We start from the raw sequence: 19,223 nt of genomic DNA, 5'->3' as shown, positions 1-19,223 counted from the left end.
CCGATTTATCGAGAGCGGGCCAGGCCCCGCATAGGACACCGTATGACTTCGTTATGGCGCACCAGTGGCTGGTTAATGCTGGGCGCATCGCTGGTGCTGGCGCTGTCACTGGGTATTCGCCATGGGTTTGGCTTGTTCCTGCCGCCGATGAGCGCCGAGTTCGGTTGGGGGCGTGAGGTGTTCGCCTTCGCCATCGCTTTGCAGAACCTGATATGGGGCTTGACCCAGCCCTTTACCGGCGCCCTGGCTGACCGCTTCGGCGCCAAGCGCACGGTGATTGTCGGCGGCATTTTGTATGCCATTGGCCTCGGTTGCATGGGCCTGGCCGACTCGCCTCTAAGCCTGTCGCTGAGCGCCGGGTTGCTGATCGGTATTGGTTTGTCCGGCACTTCGTTCTCGGTGATTCTCGGTGCAGTGGGTCGCGCCGTACCGATGGAAAAACGCAGCATGGCCATGGGCATCGCGGCGGCAGCGGGCTCCTTTGGCCAGTTCGTCATGCTTCCTGGCACCCTGGGCCTGCTTAGCTGGCTCGGTTGGTCGGTAGCGCTGATGGCGCTGGGCCTGTTGGTGGCCCTGATCATACCGCTGGCAGCCATGCTCAAGGACACGCCACTGCCGCTCACCGGCCAAGAGCAAACCCTGGGCGAGGCCTTGCGCGAGGCCTGCAGCCATTCCGGCTTCTGGCTGTTGGCGCTGGGCTTTTTCGTCTGCGGTTTTCAGGTGGTGTTTATCGGCGTGCATTTGCCGGCTTATCTGGTCGATCAGCATCTGCCCGCGCTGGTCGGCACCACAGTGCTGGCGCTGGTCGGTTTGTTCAATATCTTTGGCACTTACATTGCCGGTTGGCTGGGCGGGCGGATGTCCAAGCCGCGCCTGCTTAGTGCGCTGTATCTGGCCCGCGCGGTGGTGATCGTGGCGTTTATTGTGACGCCGCTGACGGTGTGGAGCGCCTACGCCTTTGGTGTGGCCATGGGCTTGCTGTGGTTGTCGACGGTGCCGTTGACCAATGGCACGGTGGCGACGATGTTTGGCGTACGCAACCTGTCGATGCTCGGTGGTATTGTGTTTCTGTTCCACCAGCTGGGGGCGTTTCTCGGCGGTTGGATGGGCGGCTATCTGTATGACCACACCGGCAGTTATGATCTGGTCTGGCAGATTGCCGTGCTGCTGAGTTTGCTGGCCGCCGCACTCAACTGGCCAGTACGTGAGTTGCCCGTGGCGCGCTTGCAACAACAGGAGGCGAATGCATGAACACCGATTACGGTTGGAATACCGCGCTGGTGATGGGCGGCATGTTGGCTTTGGGCCTGGCCTGGTGGGGTTGGTTACAAAGTGGTCTGGCTTTTCTGCAGCTGGGTTTGGGTGTGTGTTAAAGCAATTACGGCGTCGTGAAAGGGGTTCAAAGTGATTCGGATGTGGCGTTTTACCCTGCTGGTTGTCGCTTTGCTGAGTACCTGGGTTATCCCTGCGCAGGCTGATGAGTGCCCGGTGTTACTGCAAGGCGAAGTACAGAAGTTGCGCAGCGAGGAACGTATAGATCTGTGTGCCCAGTTTGCCGGTAAACCGCTGGTGGTGGTCAATACCGCCAGCTTCTGCGGGTTTACGCCGCAGTTCAAAGGCCTTGAAGCGCTGTATCAACGCTACAAAGCCCAAGGCTTACAGGTATTTGGCGTGCCTTCTGATGATTTTCGTCAGGAATCAGACAACAGCGAAGAAACGGCGAAAGTCTGTTACGTCAATTACGGCGTGACTTTCCCCATGAGTGAAACTCAACGTGTGACAGGCAGTGAGGCGCTGCCGCTGTTCAAAGAGTTGGCCGCACAAAGCCAAGCACCACGCTGGAATTTTTCCAAGTATGTGATTGATGCTAAGGGCAAGGTGATCGCCAGCTTCCCCAGCAGCACCACGCCGGATGATCCGGCATTCCTGGCCGCCGTCGAGCAGGCCATGGCTTCGCAGCGCTGATACTCAGATGGGTGAGTGCCTCACCCATCTGGGCGATAGTCCACACCGCAGCACCTCCTTAAAGTTGTGAGTACGCCGGACGCAGTTCTCCCGGCGTGCCAACAAGAAAAATAAGGAGGCACCCATGCGTCGCGTTATTACTTCTGCTCTAGCTGTATGCGCCCTGGTCGGCGCGGTTGAGGCTCAGGCCAACTACACCAAGACCAAATACCCAATCGTGCTGGTGCACGGGGTGACCGGCTTTGACACCATCGGCGGTCTGATCAACTACTTCCACACCATCCCCTGGAACCTTGAACGCGATGGCGCCAAGGTCTATGTGGCCAGTGTTTCTGCGCTCAATGACAGTGAGCAACGTGGCGCCTCTCTGGCGCAGCAGATTGTGCCGTGGGCCAGCGCCAATGGCGGCAAAGTCAACCTGATTGGTCATAGCCAGGGGTCGCCAACCTCGCGCGTGGCCGCTTCGTTACGTCCGGATCTGGTGGCGTCGGTGACCTCGGTCAATGGCGTTAACAAAGGCTCGAAAGTGGCCGACGTGCTGCGCGGTGTGATCCCGGCGAACAGCGCCATCGAAGGCGGGGCCAATGGCCTGGCCAACGCCATCGGTTCGTTGATCAACCTGCTGTCGGGTAACAACAACCCGCAGAACGGCTTGGCGGCCCTGAAGACGCTCACCACCGCAGGCACCACGGCACTCAATGGCCGTCACCCATGGGGCGTGAACAGCAGCAGCTACTGCGCCAAGTCCACCGAAGTGCACAACGTGCGCGGGCACAACATTCGTTACTACTCATGGACCGGTAATACCCCGTACACCAACGTCTTTGATGCGGTTGATCCGTTTCTGGCCATCACCGGCCTGGCGTTTGGCAGCGAGAAGAACGACGGCCTGGTTGGCGTCTGTTCAACTTACCTGGGGCAGGTCATTGGTGATGGTTACAACATGAACCATGTGGATGCGATCAATCACCTGTTCGGCGTACGTGGCTGGACCGATCCAGTTTCGCTGTACCGCCAACATGCCAACCGCCTGAAAAGCAAAGGCGTCTGACCGTCACCTCAGCGGGCTGCGTCCTGCAGCCCGCATTCTGGAGGTCATATGGCCATGTCGTTACGATCAACGGTTCCTCTTTTACTCCTGGCCGGCAGCGTTGCCGGCTTTACGTTGTATTGGCAGTGGCCAGATGCTGCCTCACCCGGTGCGACGGCTATGCCGGTCACTGCTTCGGCGCCTTTAGCTGTTGTCACCCCCTCTCAGTTACCCCTCGTTAAATCAGAGCGCTCAGTCCCTCGTGCGCCGACCAGCCTGCCGGGTTTGCAGGACACGGAGGTGGATGGTGAACTCAAGGCGGACAGCGCCGGCAATCTGCAGCTGAACCTGGCGCTGCGCGATTATCTGGATTACTTCCTTAGTGCCGCGGATCAGGCTGGGTTGGAAACGGTGGTCGAAGCAATGCTGGCCGACGCCCGCGGGCGTTTGCCGGAGCCTGCCCTCGGCCAGTTTATTGGCCTGCTCGGCGACTACATGGATTACAAACGCGCCAGCCTGGCGTTACTGCAACAGCCCTTGAGCACGGCCCAGCAAAGCACCCCAGATGGCCAACTTGTTGCGTTGCAGCGGGCTTTTGAACAGCTTGCCGAGTTACGCCGGGCGCATTTTTCCAGTGCCGCTGCCGAGGCCCTGTTTGGTGCGGAAGAGGCTTATGGCCGCTACACCCTGGATAATCTGGCCTTGATGGCCCGTACTGATCTCAGTGAGCACGCCAAGGCTCAGGCGCAAGAGCGTCTGCGTGCGCAGCTACCCGAGGCCATGCGCGCCAGTGAGGAGCGCCAGGCGCAGGCGCAAGCACTACAAGTTCAGACCGACAAGCTCTGGCAAGACGGCGCCAGTGAAGAGCAGGTGCGCCAGCTGCTTGCCTTGACCTATGATCCGCCCACGGTCGAGCGTGTACTCGACGAACAGCGCAATGAGCGCGCCTGGCAACAGCGTTATGCCACCTACCAGCAGGAACTTGCCGCATTGCAGGCCAATGGCCTCAGTGCTACGGATCAGCAGCAGGAGCAGCAACGGTTACGTCAGCGCCTGTTCAGCGCCGAAGATCAGCACCGGGTGGAAACCTATGACGCCATCGCCGCCAAGCAGCAGGAAAATCAATCCCCCGAGTTGTAAGGCATGAGCCTGGAGCGTCAGGAGTCGCTGCTGTTGGCCCAGCAGCGGCGTGGTTACCGGCGGCTGCGCTTTACTGGTGTTCTGGAGGATGAGTTTCTCGACCATCGGGTGCTGCGTATTCGCCGCCGCCTGCTGCTGATCATCAGTACGGCAGTCATCTTCCAACTGGTCTACACCGCCCTTGACCTGGTGTTACTGCCCCTCAACGCCAGCCTGGCAACTCTGCCCATGCGGCTGTTGGGGATGTGCGGTGCGCTGTTGGCCTTCTTCTACTGTCGCCGCCCGCATACGCCACCGCAAAGCGCCTTGTTGGCCTATGTGGCGGCCTATGCACTCAATGGCGCTTCGGTTGCGGTGATTATTCACCTGTGTTGGAGCCAGGGTGTGGCCATGCCCTATGACGGGCTGTTTCTGGTGCTGCTGTTTGGCTATGTGCTGTTGGGGGTTTCGTTTCGTGCGGTGAGCCTGGCGTCCTGGGGCGTCTGCGGGTTGTTCCTGTGGCTGGGGTGGGTTGTCACGGGTGGAAGCGTGGCATTGGGTTACCAGGGGTTGTTTCTGTTTTGCGCCAACCTGATCGGCAGTGTCGGCGCGTACCTGCAAGAGCATGGCCAGCGCGGTGCTTGGCTTAATCTGCGATTGCTCGATCTGGCGAGGCAGCGTGCGGAAGCGGACGACGCGCGTAAGCTGCGCCTGCTGGCAGCGGCCAGCCATGACCTGCGCCAGCCCCTCAACGCGATGGGCCTGTATGCCCAGCACTTGCTGGAACAAAATCAGGATCCCAACGTACACCGCATCAGCAGCCGCCTGGCGATTGCTGTGGAGCAGCTCAGTCGACTGCTGCAGTCGCTGTTTGATTACACCCGTCTGACCTTGCCCGGCGGCGTGCAGGCCAAACCGGAGGTGTTTGCCTTGCGTCCCTTGCTGGTGCGCCTGAGTGGTGAAAGCCGCGCCGAGGCCGATGCTCAGGGTGTCGAGCTGCAGCTGCAATGCGCGGAGCTCTGGGTGCGCAGTGATCCGCTGCTGCTCGAGCGCGTGCTACGCAATTTGCTGAGCAACGCCTTGCGGCATGCCCAGGCGCGGCAAGTCTGGCTGCATGTCCGTGTCGAGCAGGGCGTAGTGCAGCTGGAGGTCGGTGACGACGGCCAGGGCCTGAGTGAAGAAGAACAGAGTCAGGTCTTTGAAGAGTTCCGCCAGCTGGATAACCCTGGGCGTAATGCCGAACGTGGCCTGGGTCTGGGTCTGGCCATCGTTCAGCAACTGGCGCAGTTGCTAGGGCATCCGCTGCGGCTGGATTCAAGCCCTGGCGGCGGAGCGCGTTTTATCCTGCAACTGTCGCAAGCTGAAGCCGGTGAGTGGCAGCCACCTGCAGCCGTTGCCGCAGCATTGAGCGGGCGGGTGTTATTACTGGAAGACGACGCCGCAGGGCGTGAAGCCCTGTCCGGTTTGTTGCAGCGCTGGGGCTGTGATGTCTGGGCCTGCGCCAACCCCGCAGAGGCCATGCAGTGTTTGCGTGAGGCGCAGCCGCAGGTGCTGATTAGCGACTACCGCCTGGCCGCTACCGAGGACGGCTTGCGCGTGATCGAGCGGTTACGTGAAGAAGCCGGACGCATGCTCCCAGCGTTGCTGATTACTGCCGATGTCAGCGCTGACCTGCAAGAGCGCTGCACCCGTGCCCATGTCACTTTGCTCGGTAAGCCGCTGTTGCCAGCCCGTTTGCGCCAAGCGCTGGCAGTGCTGTTGCCCGCAGAGCTCAGAGCCAGCCCCGTTGCCGCGCCGCACTGACACAGGCTGTTCGGGTGTGCACAGAAAATTCCTGGAACAGTGATTTCAGGTGGGTTTTCACCGTGTCCTCGGAGACCCCCAACTGACGGCTGATCGACTTATTTGGCAAGCCTTCGGCGAGTAGCTGGAGGATTTCCATCTGCCGGGGTGTGAGCTGCGGTTTGTCGCCCGTTTGCGGTGCGGGCAGGGTTTCACCCAGCAGTACGCGGGTTACTGCCTGACGCAGTTCATCGCTATTGGCACTTTTCGGAATAAAGCCCAGCGCACCGGCGGCTAAGGCTGCTTGAGCATCCAGGTTCGAATCGCTGGCGCTGAGGATTGCCACCGGGGTCATGCGGCCTTGTTGTTGCCAACGCTGCAGCAACTCCAGGCCCGGCAGGTCGGGCAAGCGCAGGTCAAGCAGAATCAGGTCGAAGGTGGTGTGTTGCAGGCAGGCTTCGGCGGCGGCAGCGGATTCGGCGGTGCGAATGTGCAGGTCGGCGCAGAGTGGGCCGAGGGCCAGGCTGAGGCCATCAAGAAAAATACGGTGGTCGTCCACCAGGAGCAGGCTGAGCTGTTCGGGCAGGGCAGTGCAGAGTGTGGTCATCAGGGCTGTCTCAGGCGGCTTCATGGCCTGCCATCCATGGCGGCCACCCGCGGGCAGTCGCTACGCGACGTTAGAACGGTTCCAGACCATTCTTCTTATTGTTGTATGCGCCGCGCGAGTGTAACCCAAACTGCAGGGTGATTTAGAAGCGGTACGTCACCTGAGCGCCCAGGCCGTGAGCGGTGTTTTTGTAGGTGGCGCTGTAGTCGTCGCGCTCAATATGTGCGTCGTCTTCCATCAGGTAGGAGTAGGCCAGGTCGATGGTCACGTCATCATTCGGGCTCCAGGCTGTGCCCAGGCTGACGATGGTGCGATCGCCAGTAGGAATGCGCGGCGAACGGTCGGTGTTGTTGGTGGGGGATTGGTCCACGGCCAGGCCGGCGCGCAGGGTCCACTGCGGGTTCAGCTTGTAGGCAGCACCAACGGCGTGAGCCCAGGTGTCGTGCCAGTTCTGCGGTTCGCTGATGCTGCTGAGCTTGCCCGCCAACAAGCCACCGACGCCTTTGTTATTTGCGCGAATTTCTTCCAGACGGCTCCAGCGCGTCCAGGTGCTGCCGGCGTAGAGGGTCCAGTCGGCATTCAGTTCATGGGTGACGGAGACATCCACCGACTCCGGAGTGGTCAGCTCCAGTGACGCATCGTAGGTGCCAGCCGAAGTTGCAATAACGCCTGGGCCAGAGACTGTGGTGTCACCCTTCAGGCGGTAGTCCACTTTGGAGTGGTAGGTCAGGCCGAAGCGGGTTTGTGGGGTGATTTCAAACAGTACGCCGAGGTTGTAGCCCAGCGCGGTGTCATCGCCCTTGATTTCGACCTTGCCGTCACCGCCGGCGAACGGGTTTTCGATGGCCGAAGTCAGCTCGCCGTCGATGCGGTTGATGGTTGGGCCGAAGCCGATCGACAGTTGCTCGTTGAAGCGATAGCTCAGGGTCGGCTGCAGGGTAATCACCCGCACTTCACTACGGTCGCCGTGATAGCGGCCCTGGAAGCTGCGCTCATAGTCGGTCACCAGGCCGAACGGCACATACAGGCCCAGGCCGAAGCTCCAGTTGTCGTCCAGCGGTTTGACGTAATAGCCCATGGGCGCGCCGATAAACGGAACCATGTCGCCGTCATTGCTGCCGCGGGCAGAACCGCTGGTGTTGTCGATATCGGTTTTAGCGTGGATCAGGGCAATGCCGCCGCTGACTTGTTCGCGCTTTATGCGGGCCATGCCAGCGGGGTTGCCGAATACGGTGCTGGCATCATCGGCAGACGACGAGCGACCTGCGAAAGCGGTGCCCATGCTGCTGACGCTTTGTTCATTGATGGCAAAGCCACCGGCAACGCTTTGACTGGCAGCAGAAATGAAGGCAATTGACAGGCAGGTCTTGACGACTCTTTTAGGCACGGAGGACTCCTAGGGTTTAGCGGGGGGCGGAAACTAGCAACTTTCCATGACCCTTGCCAAGCCTTTGAAGTTCCCGAGATAGAGCGGTTTTATGCCTTTATCATGACGCTATTTTCTGCTAATCGCGTGGATGTTGTCAGACAATCTGCTAGCCCGTTAGGCTTCAAGCCACTTGGCTGAGGCTGCCGATGCAGCGTTGCCAGGCTGCGATAAAGTCTTTGGTGCGACCGTGCGGTTTGAACACTCGGCGCCAAACGTGCGCCATACCCAGCAGATCATCAGCGGCTGGCAGCTCGCGGTGCTCAGCTTCGATCAGCATCCATGCAATCGCTGTGGCATAACGCAGGTTAACGGTCAGTTCCAAGTGCGGTGCAGCGAGGAAGGCATGCTGGCTGGCGAGGCCGCGTACTTGGCTGGCGAGGTCCGGATCCAACGCCAGGTGCTGATCCCAGAGCTGTTGATGGCGCAGCGCGGCGATCCGGTAGAGGCCGTGGCCGTGTTTGTCATCAAGGGCGGAGCCGAGCCCGGATTGGCTGGCGGCGGCTCCGAGCAACAAGGCCTCGGCGGCGGTGGAGTGGCGGCCCAGATAGAGCAGGGTAGGGCGGATGACGTACTGGCTTAACTCGCAGGCGGCAATTCCCATATAGCCCTCGGCGAAAGGTGACCGATGGGGCCGGGGCGCTGGCAGCTTCGACTTATTCTGATAAAGGCCCCACCGGGAGCGAGGTTAGCCGCTCAAGTTGAAGTGTAGTGCGACCTTTTTACTGTAAAGGGCTGTTTTTAAATTGTTTTCGGCTTTCGGTTATTGCCTATATTCCAGTTGGTGCTTAAGCACGGCTGGCGAGCATGAGTCGCGCGGCCAGCCTGCCTGAACTGAAATCAGTCGCCAGTGGCTACTGGGCGAGCAGGGTCAGTGATCCATTCGCTCCAGGAGCCGGCATACAGCGGCGCCAGCGGGTAGCCGGCGAGGCACAGGGCAAACAGGTTATGGCAGGCTGTCACACCGGAGCCGCAGTAGGCCACCAGTTCACTGGCCTGGCGCTCACCGAGTTGTGATGCAAAGCGCTGGCTTAGCTGCTCTGCGCTGAGGAAGTGGCCGTCGCTGTCGAGGTTGTCCGTGAACGCCGCGCACTGCGCGCCGGGGATATGCCCCGCGATCGGGTCGATCGGTTCGACTTCGCCCCTGAAGCGCGGCAGGCCACGCGCATCCAGCAGTGTCATTTGCTGATCTCCCAAGCGCTGCTGCAGTTGGGCGGCGCTGACCACCAAGTGGGCGTCCGCTTTGCCATTGAATGCCCCTGGCGTTGGCGTAGCTAGGTTCTGAGTCAAGGCGCCGCCTGCTTCGCGCCAGGCTTTGAGGCCGCCATCAAGCAGGTAAACGCCCTCACGTTTGCCTAACCACACCAGCAGCCACCAGGCACGTGCCGCAAAGGCGCCCGGACCGTCGTCGTACAGCACCACTTCGCTGTGATTGTTCAGGCCCCATTCGCGCAGGCGCTGCAGCAGTTGCGCCGGTTCTGGCAGGGGATGACGGCCGGTGATGCCTTTATGGATCTGCCCGGATAGATCACGCTCTAGATCGGCAAACTGCGCGCCGGGAATATGCCCTTCGGTGTAGCTACGCTGGCCGTAGGCGAGATCATCCAAGGCAAAACGGCAATCGAGAATCAGCAGGTCGGGCTCATCAAGGCGTTGCTGCAGCTGGGCGGCACTGATCAGTTGGGCGAGGGGCATACAGTCATCCTGTGGGTAAATAAGAACCTGCTCACGATCTGCTGCGCGTCGGCCCTGCGGCGTTAAAAACAGGCTCGGAATGCTCATGTACAAAAGTACACTCCGCTTCCTCGCCTGTTTTTGCCTTGCATGACTCTAGCTCGCGAGATCCTGAACAGATTCTAGGGCAGGCGGCATCATAAACCCTGGCGTTGGGCTGTCGAGACCGCATGCGCAGAAGAATTTCTGCCGACAGGGCGCTGCATCTTTGGTGGTTTATGGGCATGCTGCATGCCCGTTTTAGCTGACCCAGGTTGCTGCGACCCATGAAGCGTTTTGTACTGCTCGATACCGCCCCGATTCCTGATGGCTCAGGTGCCTTATGCCTGTTCGAGTACGGCGAGGATTTCGTGATCAAGATTGCCGGCGGCGATGGCGGCCAATTGATGAACACGCGCATGCATGGTTCTGAAGATGCCCTGGCGGCGATCCCCTGCAAGAAGGTCGCCGGTCGGCCGGATTCGCGTGTGCTGATCGGTGGCCTGGGCATGGGTTTTACCCTGGCCGCCGCGTTGCAGAATCTGGGCAAGAGCGCCGAAGTGGAAGTGGCTGAGTTGGTTCCGGGCGTGGTGGAGTGGAACCGTGGCCCACTGGGTGCTAAGGCCGGCTATCCAATCCTTGACCCGCGTACCCGGGTGATTCAGGACGACGTGGCTAATTGCCTAAAGAACGCTGATCAGCGTTATGACGCGATCATGCTGGATGTCGACAACGGCCCAGAAGGCCTGACTCAAAAGCGCAATAGCTGGCTGTATTCGGCCCAGGGCCTGCAGCGTTGTTACCAGGCCTTACGACCCAAAGGGGTGCTGGCAGTGTGGTCGGCCAGTGCCGATCGGGTTTTTAGCGATAAGGTGCGCAAGGCCGGTTTCAAGGTCGAAGAAGTGCAGGTTTATGCCCATGGCAACAAGGGCACCCGGCATACCATCTGGATTGCCAGCAAGTAGTGGTAGCCACCACTGAGCGCAGCCAGGCGCTCAGTGGTGTTTGGATCAGCCAAGCAACTCGGCAAAGCCTTTGTCGGCATCCAGAACAGCGGGCAGTTCATCCAACAGACTTGGCACATCCAGCCCTTCGAATAGCGGGCCTTGCAGCGTGTCCACCGCTTTGGACATGGCGCCCGGGTGTTCGCGCAGCGCCTCGGCAATCGATACAGCCTGAGCCAGCACGCGCGGCAAGGGCATGTCTACCGGTGCTTGGAAAGGGCGGCTCTGGTAGGCGATGGCATGCTGGATCAGTTCCGGCAGCTGCCAGCGCCGAGCCAGTTCAGCGCCCACCTCAGGGAAGCCGAAGCCCAGTTGCAGAGTTTCCAACGCCACCCGCTGGGCTGCTCCCACATCCTTGCCGTTCTGGTTAAGACGTTCTGCCAGCTCAGGCACACCGGTCTGGATCAGCAGTTCCCCGATGTTGTGCATCATTCCGCAGGTAAAGGCGATTTCAACGGCGACACCCCGGGTTTTGGCCAGCAATCGACTGATACTGGCGACTTGGAAGCTGTGTGCCCAGAAACCTTTGAGGTCGAAACCCGGCGGCGCTTGGAAGGCACCCGTTACCGCCGATGCCAGCACCAGGGTGCGCAAGGTATTGAAGCCAAGTCGCATGGCCGCATCCTCAACGCTGGCGGACTCGCGTGCGCCGCGAAAGCGGGCGGAGTTGGCCAAACGCAGCACCTTGGCGGCAATCACGGGGTCGAGGGAGATGTTGCGGGCGATGCTGTCGAGGCTGGTGTGGGGGTTATCAAACTGCTGGATCAGATCCTGAGCGACTTTGGGAATGCAGGGCAAGCTGTGAACTTGAGAAAATAGGGCGTTTATATCCATGACAAAAGCCTGCAGAGAAGGTGGGAATTATCACGATAGCAGTGATTTAAGCAGGCAAAAGTTCGGCATACGGCGGACGCTGATTTAGATCAGTAAAACAGTCTTCGTACAGGCTGGGCTGGGTTTTTTGGCAGGTTTTTTTTGCGCAAACGGGCCCGCACTGAGCTGTTATGCAGCTTGGATGCGGGCCCATCAGGGCTAGCGGATTTTCAGCTTGCCGATCCGGTCATTATCCAGGCTGCCGAAGTACAGATAATCACCCACCGGCTTGACCGAGGTGATCATGCGCAGGTGGGTGCCGCTGGTGTCGTGCAGGCTCTGGGTGATTTCGCCTTGTTCATTGAGGGCGATGGCAAAGCCGTAAGGCACGGCCTTGGGCCAGAAGGCGCGCGGCAGTTTAGCCAGCTGCGATTTTGCCCAGGGCGAGCGGTGCAGCATGTCGGCATCGGCTTTGCGCGGAGTTGGCAGGGCTACCCAGAAGGTACCGTTACGGTCGCCTTGCAGGTTGTCCGGCAGGCCCGGCAGATTGTCGATAAAGATGTCGTGGGTGCCAGCCTTTTCGCCGCTCAGCCAGTAACGGGTGATGCGGTAGCGGTAGGTTTCGTTAACCAGCACGAAGTCTTCATTGGCCGACAGCGCCACGCCGTTGGCGAAGTACAGGTCCTTGAGCAGCACCTTGGTTTCACCGCTAGCCGGGTTGTAGCTGAGAAGGCGGCCATGGGGGCGGGCTTCGAGCAGGTCGAGCAGATAGTCGGGCTGTTCGAAACGCTGGCTGGCATCGCTGAAATAGATGGTGCCGTCGCGGGCGATATCCAGATCGTCGGTGAACTTGAAGGCTACGCCTTCGGCTTCGGTGGTCAGTACCTTGATCTGGCCCTGGGCGTCGATACTCAGCAAGCCCTTGTAAGCGTCGGCGACGATCAGGTTGCCGGCGGCGTCAAAGTCCATGCCCAGCGGGCGGCCTTTGGTGTCGACGAAGGTTTCCACGCTGCCATCGGCTTTGATGCGCACGATCTTGCCGTCATGCAGGCCGGTATACACCAGGCCTTGAGCATCTACGGCGGTGTCTTCCGGGCCATGCACCTGGCCACGGCCGAGCAGTTCGGCCTTCATCAGCGTGTCGTTGGGCTCCAGTACGCCGGTCATCGGCGGGATAGCCGGGGCTTCCCAGGCCAGCGGATCAATCGGGCTAGGCGTGACGGCGAGGTAGATCGCCGCCGCCGCAATCAAGGCCACAAGCAGGCCAAGCAGTTTCTTCATTTTTTTATTCCCTGTGATGAAGGTAAGCAAATGCAAGCGCCGGCCAGATTACAGGGTTCATTCGCATCTGTGATGCCCGGGGGTAAATGGCCGGCAAATGCCCGGCACAGTGCCTGGGCATATATACTGCGCGGCATTCTTGATGGGAGAGCTGTGTGGCGATTGATATTCAGTGGATTGGTGATGACGCCAGCCTGGCGCAGCATTGTGCAACCTGGCGCACGCTGGCGTTTGTGGCGGTCGATACCGAGTTTATGCGGGTCGACACCTTTTACCCGATTGCCGGCCTGCTGCAGGTCAGCGAGGGCGAGCGGGCGTACCTGATCGATCCACTGCTGATCAGCGACTGGGCGCCCTTTGCCGATCTGTTGCAGGACCCTGCCGTGGTCAAGGTGCTGCATGCCTGCAGCGAGGACCTGGAAGTCTTTCTGCGCCTGACCGGCAGCCTGCCTACGCCGCTGTTCGATACCCAATTGGCCGCCGGCTACCTCAACCTGGGTTTCTCCATGGGCTATTCGCGCCTGGTGCAGGCGGTGCTGAATATCGAACTGCCCAAGGGCGAGACCCGCTCCGACTGGCTGCAGCGGCCGTTGTCGGCCACTCAGGTCAGCTATGCGGCCGAAGACGTGCTGCACCTCGCCGAGGTGTATGCGCAGCTCAAGGCGCAGCTGTCTGCCGAGAAATACGCCTGGGTGCTGGAAGACGGCGCCGAGCTGGTCAGCAACCTCAAACGCGAAGTCGATCCCGAGCTGGCCTACCGCGAAGCCAAGCTGGCCTGGAAACTCAACCGGCAACAGCTTGCGGTGTTGAAAGCGCTGTGCACCTGGCGTGAAGAGCAGGCGCGCAAACGCAACCAGCCGCGTAACCGGATTATCCGTGAGCATTCGTTGTGGCCACTGGCGCGCACCCAGCCGGATAACCTGGTGGCGCTGGCGCGGATCGAGGACATGCACCCGAAAACTGTGCGTCAGGACGGCGACTTTATTCTGCAATTGATCCAGCAAGCCGCCGCAACCCCGCCTGAGACGTGGCCCGAAGCGTTGCCTGAGCCCTTGCCGCTTGAGGCCGCGTCGCTGCTGAAAAAGCTGCGTGCCATTGGTCAACGTGAAGGCGAGCGCCTGAACATCGCCCCGGAGCTGATGCTGCGCAAGAAAACCCTCGAAGCCTTGCTGAAAACCGGCTATCCCAAAGGGCCTTATCAGCTGCCGGAGTCGCTGCGCGGCTGGCGGCGTGAATTGATGGGCCAGGCGCTGCTGGATTGCCTGGCTGCAACCGGAGAGTCCGCGTGAAACGTATCTGCTCAATCTATAAAAGCCCGCGCAAGAATGAGATGTACCTCTATGTGCTGCGCAGCGATGGCCTCAAGCGCGTGCCGGAAAACCTGCTGCTGGCTTTCGGCCCTCCAGCCCTGGCCTTCGAGATGGTGCTGACGCCCGAGCGCGTTCTGGCTCGCGAAGACATCCACAAGGTGCTGGCCAACCTCGACGAGCAGGGCTACCACCTGCAGATGCCACCGCCGGAAGACGAGTACATCGAACACTTGCCGGATGAGTTGTTGCGCCGTAACGACCCGATGTAACCGCTATGCCCGCCACTGCGAATGCCCCACTGCGTGTATTGGTTGCCGAAGCCGAACACGGCCTGTATGCCGAGTTGCTGCGCCAGCAGGCACCCGAGCTTGAGTTGTGCAGCAGTGATCAGCCGGCCGAGTTGGCCGAATACGCCGCGAGCTGCCCGCTATGGCTTGGCCAGCCGGATCTGCTCGCGCCTTTGCTGCGTCAGGGCAGCCGGCCACAGTGGCTGCAATCGACCTGGGCGGGCATTACGCCGCTGCTCGCCAAGGACTTGCCAACGGATTACGCGTTAACCCGTGCCGTGGGCATCTTCGGCCAGGTGATGGCCGAGTATGTGCTGTGCCATCTGCTGGCCCATGAGCGCCAGCTGTTTGCTGCACTGGCCTCTCAGGTTGAGCAGCGCTGGGACAATCGTCTGCCGCGTAGCCTGGCCGGGCGCAAGGTACTGATCGTAGGAACCGGTGATATAGGCCTGAGCGTGGCGCAGTTTCTGGCGCCGTTCGGCATCGAGCTACTAGGCATCGCCAGCAGTCCGCGCAATCTTCCGCCGTTCCGCCAGGTGGTCGGGCTCGACGAGCTGCCAAGCCTGGTGGGCGAGGTCGATTACCTGATCAACCTGCTGCCGGATACACCGAGCACTCGCGATATTTATGACACCGCGCTGTTCGCCGCCTGCAAGCCTAGTGCGTTGTTTATCAATGCCGGACGCGGTGTGGCGGTGGTCGATCAAGCGCTGGTCAGTGCGCTGGAGCAGGGGCAACTGGCTGGCGCGGTAATTGACGTCTGCCGTGAAGAGCCGCTGCCTGCTGGTCATCCCTTCTGGGATGCGCCGCGTCTGCTGCTTACCGGACATAGCTCGGCGCCGACTGATCCTCATCTCTTGGTGAAGTTGTTTGTCGATAACCTGGCGCGCTGGAAGGCCGGTCATGCACTGCGCGGGCACGTGGACTTTGTTCGTGGTTATTAATTAACCATTCGGCTCGCCGCCCTTGGCCGTTGTTGCCCCAGCCGCTAGACTGCCGGCCTTTTCACCCCTCACTGTACCCTCGCCATGGCCGCCAAAGTCGAACCCTTCTGGAAACGTAAAACCCTCGAACAGCTGGATCAGGACGAGTGGGAGTCGCTGTGCGATGGCTGCGGCCTGTGCTGCCTGCAAAAGCTTGAAGACGAGGACGATGGCAGCGTCTATTACACGCGCATCGCCTGCAAACTGCTGGACCTGCAGACCTGCCGCTGCACCGACTACAGCAACCGACGCAAATTCGTTGCGGACTGCATCCAGCTCACCCCGGCCCAGGCTGACCAGTTCCAGTGGCTGCCGCCGACCTGTGCCTATCGCCTGGTCAGCGAAGGCAAGGATCTGTTGCTCTGGCACCACCTGGTCTGCGGCGACCCGGAGCAGGTGCACAAACAGCGGATTTCCCAGGCTGGGCGCATGCTCAGCGAGAACAGCGTGGCCGAGGATGAGTGGGAAGACCACATGATTTTCCGCGCTGGCTGAACCTCGCCTGTGAATGCCAGCCTAAACTCGCCTGAATCAATGATTTGCACTGTGGAGCTTTGCCATGTTGATGCGCCGTTTGCTGCTGTCCGTTGTTCTGCTGAGCCTGAGCACGCCAGTCTGGGCAAAGAAGGTCGATCTGGATTATCGCGTGCGCTTTCTGCCAGACACGGAGCAGGCCGAGGTCAGCCTGACCTTGGAAGACGGCGCGCAGGTGATCAGTCTGGCCTTCAACCTTGGCGAGCAGGGCGCCTACAGCGATTTCAAGGCCGATGGCCAGTGGACGCAAAACAGCCCTGAGCTAGGCACCTGGCAGCCGGGCAAAGGCAAGTCGACCCTTAGCTACCGTGTGCGCATCAATAACGAGCGCAGCCCGGGTCGCTTTGATGCGCGGATCACCCCGGACTGGGCGTTGCTGCGCGGCGATGACCTGGTGCCGGCGGTCAAGCTGCGCCAGGAAGATAAAACCGAGCTGGTCTCGCGCCTGCAATTCGACCTGCCCAAGGGCTGGAAGAGCGTCGAAACCGGCTGGCCGCGCATCGGCAAGAACAAATTCCGCATCGACAACCCACAGCGCAAGTTCGATCGCCCGACTGGCTGGATGGTGGCCGGCAAGGTTGGCACGCGCCGCGCCAAATTGGGTGAAACCGATGTGGCTATCGCCGCGCCAGTGGGCGAGGGCATGCGCCGCATGGACGTGATGACCCTGCTGACCTTCGTCTGGCCGCATGCTCAGGACGTGTTCCCGCGCGACCCGGCCAAGCTGCTGATTGTCGGCGCCGGTGACCCGATGTGGCGCGGCGGCCTGTCGGCAGCCAACTCCTACTACATGCACACGGACCGTCCATTGGTCAGTGAGAATGGCACCAGTTCTCTGGTGCATGAGCTGGTGCATGTGTTCAGCCGGATTCGCGCCCGTGATCGCAGTGACTGGATCACCGAAGGCCTGGCGGAGTATTACGCCATTGAGCTGATGCGCCGCGCCGGCGGCCTCAGCGAGGAGCGTTATCAGAAAATCCGCGAGCAGCTGATTCGCTGGAGCAAGCCGGTGGACAGCCTGCGCACCAACAACTCCAGCGGCCCGGTCACCGCCCGTGCGGTGTTGCTGCTGCAGGAGCTGGATCGGGAAATCCGCCAGGCCACCAAAGGCACCACCCAGCCACGTTCGCTGGATGACGTGACCCGCGGCCTGATGCGCCTCGACAAAGCCAGTACCAAAGACTTTATCGAGATCAGCGAGAACGTCATGGGTAGCGCCTCGAAGACGCTGGACAACAAGCTGTTGCGCTAGCCCACGCCCTGAGTAAGCATGCGCCGCCTACCGTCCCTCACCGCCTTGCGCACCTTCGAGTGCGCCGCCCGGCACGCCCACTTCGGCCGGGCGGCGGCTGAGCTGTGCGTTACTGACAGCGCAGTCAGCCATCAGATTCGTCAGCTAGAAGAACAACTCGGCACGCCGCTGTTTACCCGCGAAGGTCGCCAAGTCGTACCGACGCCAGCCGCACGGCGTTTGCTGCAGCGCTTGCAGCAAGCGTTTGAACTGATTGGCGAGGCGTGTGAGGAGCTGCGCGACCCCGGCTCGCAGGCGGTGCTGCGTATCGCGGTAACCCCCGAGCTGGCGCAGAAATGGCTGGTCAGCCGTCTGGCCGACTTCAGCGACCGCTATCCGCAGATCACCCTGCATCTACACGACCAGCCGCTGGAAGCCAGTCTGCCGAGCCCGGATATCGACCTGGCAATCACCTACGGCACCGGGCCTGAGGATGCCAGTGCTTACTTTGTACGGCCGCTGCCGACCCTGCAGTTCTTTCCGGTGTGCAGCCCCAGCCTATTCAACCAGGGCGGCCTTAAACATCCGCGTGACCTGGCCCGTCACGGCCTGCTGCACGATGATCAGGACGGCAAAACCTGGACCGCCTGGCTGACCACCCATGCCGGTGATATCCAGCCCGCGCGTCATCTGTATCTGGGGCATGCCGGCCTGGCGCTGGAAGCGGCGGCGCAAGGGCAAGGCGTGGCCATGGGCGATAACCTTACCGCCGCAGAAGACTTGGCTTGCGGCCGTCTGGTGCGGCCGTTCAACGCCAGTGTGGCGGCGCTTGGGCAATATGCGCTGGTCTGCGAACGCATTCGTCTGGAGAAGCCGGCGGTGGCGCACTTCTTAGATTGGCTGGGTGATCACCTGACTGACTGATGAATTGAATTCAGCTATTCCGCAATAATCGTCGTTGGAAGCCCGGCCAACGCGCCGCGTACTGTGTGGCCATCTTCCCCACAGGCATAAGGTGCATCCGATGGCGCGTTCCCTGACTTCTCTCCCTAAAGCCGATGGCTTCCGTCTGCCCGGCGAATTTGAACCTAAGGCCGGCTGTTGGCTGGGCTGGCCGGAACGCACGGACGTATGGCGCAACGGCGCCAAGCCGGCGCAGAAGGTCTGGGTGGATATCGTCACGGCAATTGCCAGCAGCGAACCGGTGACTGTGTGCGCCTCGGCCAGCCAGTACGCCAACGCCCGGCGTCAGCTGCCGGCCCATGTGCGGGTGGTGGAGATGACCTGCAACGACACTTGGTTTCGTGATAGCGGCCCGGCCTTTCTGGTCAATGACGACAGCGGTGAAGTCCGCGGCGTGGATTTCGAGTTCAACGCCTACGGCGGCCTCGACGGCGGCTTGTACTACCCCTGGGACAAGGACGACCAGATCGCGCAGAAAATCCTCGAAATCGAAGGCTATGACCGCTATCGCGCGCCCTTTATTGCCGAGATGGGCGGCATCCAGACCGATGGCCAGCGAACCCTGCTGACCACCGAGCAGTGCCTGCTTAACCGCAACCGCAACGCTCATTTGGGTAAGGGCGAGATGACTCGCCGTCTGCAGGACTATCTCGGTGCCGAGCAGGTGATCTGGTTGCCGCGCGGCTGCAAGTTCGATGAAACCGACGGCCATATCGATGACCTGGCCTGCTTTGTCCGCCCCGGTGTGGTGGTGATGCAGTGGACCGATGACCGTAATGATCCGCAGTGGGAAATCTACCAGGAGGCTTACGACATCTTGCGCAGCACCCGCGATGCCCAAGGCCGCGAGCTGCAGATCCACAAATTGCCGCAACCTCGCGTACTGGAGTGGACGGCCGAAGAAGCCGAAGGCCTGGATCAGGATGAATCCACCCACACCCGTCAGGCCGGCACGCAGATCTGCGCCTCCTACATCAACTACTACGCCGGCAACTCGGCCATCGTCGTGCCACTTTTCAACGACCCCTGCGACCGCGTGGCCCAAGCCACCCTGGCCGAGCTGTTCCCCAAGCACCGGATTATCGGTATCGAAAACTCCCGGGAAATCCTCCTCGGTGGCGGCAACGTCGCCTGCATCACCATGCCGCAATACGCCGCGCCTAAGCGCGCCTAGG

Annotated in this window: 20 protein-coding genes; 14 read left to right on the top strand and 6 right to left on the bottom strand. The window is 61.0% G+C overall.

Features of this window, described 5'->3' with window-relative positions; translation table 11 throughout:
• The first annotated feature begins 42 nt into the window (after window positions 1-42).
• The 6 genes from HCI85_RS11475 to HCI85_RS11455 all read left to right on the top strand — a co-directional run bounded on the left by HCI85_RS11475 (window position 43) and on the right by HCI85_RS11455 (window position 5,917).
• On the top strand, window positions 43-1,251 hold the full coding sequence (locus HCI85_RS11475; protein ID WP_167144802.1) for an MFS transporter: 1,209 nt from the start codon (window positions 43-45) through the stop codon (window positions 1,249-1,251).
• Window positions 1,248-1,373, top strand: a complete 126-nt coding sequence (locus tag HCI85_RS21115; RefSeq protein WP_256665152.1) for a hypothetical protein — start codon at window positions 1,248-1,250, stop codon at window positions 1,371-1,373. Before HCI85_RS11475 ends, HCI85_RS21115 begins: the two co-directional genes overlap by 4 nt.
• 40 nt (window positions 1,374-1,413) lie before the next feature.
• Window positions 1,414-1,965 carry a glutathione peroxidase gene (locus HCI85_RS11470; RefSeq protein WP_160087364.1) on the top strand — a complete coding sequence of 184 codons (552 nt, stop codon included), beginning with the start codon at window positions 1,414-1,416 and terminating at the stop codon, window positions 1,963-1,965.
• A gap of 124 nt (window positions 1,966-2,089) precedes the next feature.
• Window positions 2,090-3,016 carry an esterase/lipase family protein gene (locus HCI85_RS11465; RefSeq protein ID WP_090253124.1) on the top strand — a complete coding sequence of 309 codons (927 nt, stop codon included), beginning with the start codon at window positions 2,090-2,092 and terminating at the stop codon, window positions 3,014-3,016.
• Window positions 3,017-3,295: 279 nt separating this feature from the next.
• Window positions 3,296-4,135: a lipase secretion chaperone gene (locus tag HCI85_RS11460; protein WP_241693771.1), complete on the top strand. Its 840-nt coding sequence runs from the start codon at window positions 3,296-3,298 to the stop codon at window positions 4,133-4,135.
• Between the two features lie 3 nt (window positions 4,136-4,138).
• Window positions 4,139-5,917 (top strand): ATP-binding response regulator, encoded by a 1,779-nt coding sequence (locus tag HCI85_RS11455; RefSeq protein WP_167144800.1) that lies wholly within the window; start codon window positions 4,139-4,141, stop codon window positions 5,915-5,917.
• Here HCI85_RS11455 and HCI85_RS11450 read toward each other — a convergent pair.
• From HCI85_RS11450 to HCI85_RS11435, 4 genes are all read right to left on the bottom strand, one after another.
• Complete coding sequence (locus tag HCI85_RS11450) at window positions 5,886-6,527, bottom strand: response regulator transcription factor (protein ID WP_170048763.1); 642 nt, start codon at window positions 6,525-6,527, stop codon at window positions 5,886-5,888. The two genes, HCI85_RS11455 and HCI85_RS11450, sit on opposite strands and share 32 nt — an antisense overlap.
• 118 nt (window positions 6,528-6,645) lie before the next feature.
• A complete protein-coding gene (locus tag HCI85_RS11445; RefSeq protein WP_167144799.1) occupies window positions 6,646-7,890 on the bottom strand; it encodes an OmpP1/FadL family transporter in 1,245 nt (414 codons plus the stop codon).
• 163 nt (window positions 7,891-8,053) lie between these two features.
• Complete coding sequence (locus HCI85_RS11440) at window positions 8,054-8,533, bottom strand: hypothetical protein (protein ID WP_167144798.1); 480 nt, start codon at window positions 8,531-8,533, stop codon at window positions 8,054-8,056.
• A 236-nt stretch (window positions 8,534-8,769) separates the two neighbouring features.
• Window positions 8,770-9,624, bottom strand: coding sequence for a sulfurtransferase (locus HCI85_RS11435; RefSeq protein ID WP_167144797.1), 855 nt, complete (start codon window positions 9,622-9,624; stop codon window positions 8,770-8,772).
• A gap of 305 nt (window positions 9,625-9,929) precedes the next feature.
• Between HCI85_RS11435 and HCI85_RS11430 the strand changes: the two genes are divergently transcribed.
• Window positions 9,930-10,607, top strand: a complete 678-nt coding sequence (locus tag HCI85_RS11430) for a spermidine synthase (RefSeq protein WP_160087348.1) — start codon at window positions 9,930-9,932, stop codon at window positions 10,605-10,607.
• Window positions 10,608-10,652: 45 nt separating this feature from the next.
• Here HCI85_RS11430 and HCI85_RS11425 read toward each other — a convergent pair whose 3' ends face one another.
• Window positions 10,653-11,480 carry an HDOD domain-containing protein gene (locus HCI85_RS11425; protein WP_160087346.1) on the bottom strand — a complete coding sequence of 276 codons (828 nt, stop codon included), beginning with the start codon at window positions 11,478-11,480 and terminating at the stop codon, window positions 10,653-10,655.
• A gap of 198 nt (window positions 11,481-11,678) precedes the next feature.
• Window positions 11,679-12,740 (bottom strand): SMP-30/gluconolactonase/LRE family protein, encoded by a 1,062-nt coding sequence (locus HCI85_RS11420; RefSeq protein WP_167144796.1) that lies wholly within the window; start codon window positions 12,738-12,740, stop codon window positions 11,679-11,681.
• Window positions 12,741-12,895: 155 nt separating this feature from the next.
• Here HCI85_RS11420 and rnd point away from each other — a divergent pair, with 155 nt between their 5' ends.
• The 7 genes from rnd to aguA all read left to right on the top strand — a co-directional run bounded on the left by rnd (window position 12,896) and on the right by aguA (window position 19,222).
• Window positions 12,896-14,029 (top strand): ribonuclease D, encoded by a 1,134-nt coding sequence (rnd, locus tag HCI85_RS11415; protein WP_167144795.1) that lies wholly within the window; start codon window positions 12,896-12,898, stop codon window positions 14,027-14,029.
• Window positions 14,026-14,319, top strand: a complete 294-nt coding sequence (locus tag HCI85_RS11410) for a YcgL domain-containing protein (protein ID WP_090253148.1) — start codon at window positions 14,026-14,028, stop codon at window positions 14,317-14,319. The genes rnd and HCI85_RS11410 overlap by 4 nt, the downstream gene beginning before the upstream one ends.
• A 29-nt stretch (window positions 14,320-14,348) precedes the next feature.
• On the top strand, window positions 14,349-15,281 hold the full coding sequence (locus tag HCI85_RS11405) for a D-2-hydroxyacid dehydrogenase (RefSeq protein ID WP_167145733.1): 933 nt from the start codon (window positions 14,349-14,351) through the stop codon (window positions 15,279-15,281).
• 84 nt (window positions 15,282-15,365) lie between these two features.
• Window positions 15,366-15,815 carry a YcgN family cysteine cluster protein gene (locus HCI85_RS11400; RefSeq protein ID WP_160087331.1) on the top strand — a complete coding sequence of 150 codons (450 nt, stop codon included), beginning with the start codon at window positions 15,366-15,368 and terminating at the stop codon, window positions 15,813-15,815.
• Between the two features lie 64 nt (window positions 15,816-15,879).
• A complete protein-coding gene (locus tag HCI85_RS11395) occupies window positions 15,880-17,106 on the top strand; it encodes a hypothetical protein (protein WP_167144794.1) in 1,227 nt (408 codons plus the stop codon).
• Between the two features lie 18 nt (window positions 17,107-17,124).
• Window positions 17,125-18,009, top strand: coding sequence for a LysR substrate-binding domain-containing protein (locus tag HCI85_RS11390; RefSeq protein WP_167144793.1), 885 nt, complete (start codon window positions 17,125-17,127; stop codon window positions 18,007-18,009).
• A 100-nt stretch (window positions 18,010-18,109) separates the two neighbouring features.
• Complete coding sequence (aguA, locus tag HCI85_RS11385; RefSeq protein WP_167144792.1) at window positions 18,110-19,222, top strand: agmatine deiminase; 1,113 nt, start codon at window positions 18,110-18,112, stop codon at window positions 19,220-19,222.
• Window position 19,223: the final 1 nt, after the last annotated feature.

The sequence above is a fragment of the Pseudomonas sp. OTU750018 genome, assembly GCF_011636575.1.
In the GTDB taxonomy this organism is placed as follows: Bacteria; Pseudomonadota; Gammaproteobacteria; order Pseudomonadales; family Pseudomonadaceae; genus Aquipseudomonas; species Aquipseudomonas peli.
Note: the sequence above shows the minus strand (reverse complement) of the source record. Positions and strands in the feature narration are given on the sequence as shown.

Coding starts and splice junctions, on each gene's coding strand:
- HCI85_RS11475 (WP_167144802.1), top strand. CDS start 43: ATGACTTCGTTATGGCGCACCAGTGGCTGGTTAATGCTGGGCGCATCG.
- HCI85_RS21115 (WP_256665152.1), top strand. CDS start 1,248: ATGAACACCGATTACGGTTGGAATACCGCGCTGGTGATGGGCGGCATG.
- HCI85_RS11470 (WP_160087364.1), top strand. CDS start 1,414: ATGTGGCGTTTTACCCTGCTGGTTGTCGCTTTGCTGAGTACCTGGGTT.
- HCI85_RS11465 (WP_090253124.1), top strand. CDS start 2,090: ATGCGTCGCGTTATTACTTCTGCTCTAGCTGTATGCGCCCTGGTCGGC.
- HCI85_RS11455 (WP_167144800.1), top strand. CDS start 4,139: ATGAGCCTGGAGCGTCAGGAGTCGCTGCTGTTGGCCCAGCAGCGGCGT.
- HCI85_RS11450 (WP_170048763.1), bottom strand. CDS start 6,527: ATGAAGCCGCCTGAGACAGCCCTGATGACCACACTCTGCACTGCCCTG.
- HCI85_RS11440 (WP_167144798.1), bottom strand. CDS start 8,533: ATGGGAATTGCCGCCTGCGAGTTAAGCCAGTACGTCATCCGCCCTACC.
- HCI85_RS11435 (WP_167144797.1), bottom strand. CDS start 9,624: ATGCCCCTCGCCCAACTGATCAGTGCCGCCCAGCTGCAGCAACGCCTT.
- HCI85_RS11430 (WP_160087348.1), top strand. CDS start 9,930: ATGAAGCGTTTTGTACTGCTCGATACCGCCCCGATTCCTGATGGCTCA.
- HCI85_RS11425 (WP_160087346.1), bottom strand. CDS start 11,480: ATGGATATAAACGCCCTATTTTCTCAAGTTCACAGCTTGCCCTGCATT.
- HCI85_RS11420 (WP_167144796.1), bottom strand. CDS start 12,740: ATGAAGAAACTGCTTGGCCTGCTTGTGGCCTTGATTGCGGCGGCGGCG.
- HCI85_RS11400 (WP_160087331.1), top strand. CDS start 15,366: ATGGCCGCCAAAGTCGAACCCTTCTGGAAACGTAAAACCCTCGAACAG.
- HCI85_RS11395 (WP_167144794.1), top strand. CDS start 15,880: ATGTTGATGCGCCGTTTGCTGCTGTCCGTTGTTCTGCTGAGCCTGAGC.
- HCI85_RS11390 (WP_167144793.1), top strand. CDS start 17,125: ATGCGCCGCCTACCGTCCCTCACCGCCTTGCGCACCTTCGAGTGCGCC.
- aguA (WP_167144792.1), top strand. CDS start 18,110: ATGGCGCGTTCCCTGACTTCTCTCCCTAAAGCCGATGGCTTCCGTCTG.